2 protein-coding genes are annotated in these 1,656 nt (G+C 54.2%); both read left to right on the plus strand.

All coding sequences use genetic code 11. From position 1 onward, the window contains the following. A partial coding sequence (locus BSU04_RS31295) for an amino acid permease (RefSeq protein WP_144021410.1) occupies nucleotides 1-648 on the plus strand: 648 nt, incomplete at its 5' end. 436 nt (nucleotides 649-1,084) lie between these two features. After that, nucleotides 1,085-1,468, plus strand: a complete 384-nt coding sequence (locus BSU04_RS48965; RefSeq protein ID WP_089164163.1) for a TraR/DksA family transcriptional regulator — start codon at nucleotides 1,085-1,087, stop codon at nucleotides 1,466-1,468. Nucleotides 1,469-1,656: the final 188 nt, after the last annotated feature.

Raw genomic sequence — 1,656 nt, forward strand, 5'->3', positions numbered from 1 at the left:
CCTGCCATGGCGGTGATCCTGGGTTCGTTGCTGGGCAAGTGGGCGGAGTACTTTGTCAACGCAGGCGTAATCATTTCGGTTCTCTCTTGCTGGCTGGTATGGACCATCCTCGTCGCTGAACTGCCGTGGGCGGGAGCCAAGGATGGGACCTATCCCAAGGTGTTCGCCAAGACCAACAAGAACGATGCGGCGTCGGTCTCCCTGTGGGTTTCCAGCGCAGTGATGCAGGTCATGATGCTCCTCGTGTACTTCTCAAACAACGCCTGGAATGTAATGCTCTCCATCACTGGAGTTATGATTTTGCCCGCCTATATCGGATCCACTGGCTATCTTTGGAAGTTGATGGCAACGGGAAAGTACCCAACAACTGCAAAGATTGGCAAGCCGATGGCGCTGGTGAGCAGTGTGCTCGGCACAATCTACGGCTTTTGGCTCGTCTTTGCAGCCGGACTGGAGTACATGCTCGTAGGAGCCGTGTTCTTTGCGCTAGGTAACCTCGTGTTCATATGGGCGCGCAAGGAACATGCGCCACATGAATTTCCGTTTAGCAAGATCGAGCTGATCGTGGCAGTGACCATCGTGGCGCTAGCAGCGCTAGCGCTTTGGATGCTGTTCACGGGTCATCTGACTCAGGTATATAAGCCCTAACGTGCGATTGATCGGTGGCGACCGACCTACCGTCTTGCTTGAGCGGTAAGCGGCATTCTCATTTCGTTGGAGTCCTTGAAGTCCAACTCAAAGGACTCGCCTGTCAACCCAACGATCGATGATCCGGTTGGGATTTTAAACAAGAACTCTGGCTGGCTAGAGTCCCGATCGTTATGCCTCGCTCAGTCAGATGTTGCGTCTCGCGCATGGCCCGATCTCGCATCTACATCGTCGGGAATGGTCGGGGCAGGAACAAGCACTGAAATCAACTTATCGCATGTCATGCCTGCGGTAAAGGCTGGACGGTCAGAAGCTAGCAAACCCACGTGCGTGGATGCGTGAAATGATGGACCACCCCGAGAATTCTTGCCCAGACCATTCGTTAGGTATGTACATAAGACTCTGTTTTGAAAGCCATTTAATTGAAGGTGAATAAATGAAACCGCTCCTTAAAAAGCAAAAAGCTCAGCTAACCGTGTTGCTGAACCAGCAGGAGGCAGCCGCGCGCTCGATATTGGATCGTGCGGTAGGCCACCGCTATGACGAACCTGTACTACCCAGCAATGGACAAGGCGATCGAGCCTACGCCGAGCAGGTCGTTGATCGTGACCTGGCGCTAGCCGAACATTCAGCTCGTGAGCTCGACAGCGTCGCCCAGGCTCGTTGCCGCCTAAGCGCCCACACTTACGGGATCTGCGCTGGATGTCACACTGATATTAGCTTTGCGCGACTTGTTGCGTGTCCGACCGCAACACGGTGCGAAGGGTGCCAAGAACTATACGAGCACACGCACGACCAACCGTCACACGCGTCCATGTGAAACGCCGTATGCGTGCGGACCGAAGTTCACCTCCGAACAGTGACAAGGTTGATTTTCAATCGTGCTCTCCTTCGCCATAGCGCGCAGACACGAACAAGCTTGCGGCACAAAAGCGAAATGCAGCGTCATAACACAGGCGCTGAAAGTGGCGATCTTTTCCTATATCCTGGACAGAATCGCCTAGCGCA

Origin of the sequence: Caballeronia sordidicola (assembly GCF_002220365.1) — a bacterium.
GTDB classification, from domain to species: domain Bacteria; phylum Pseudomonadota; class Gammaproteobacteria; order Burkholderiales; family Burkholderiaceae; genus Caballeronia; species Caballeronia sordidicola_C.

Coding starts and splice junctions, on each gene's coding strand:
- BSU04_RS48965 (WP_089164163.1), top strand. CDS start 1,085: ATGAAACCGCTCCTTAAAAAGCAAAAAGCTCAGCTAACCGTGTTGCTG.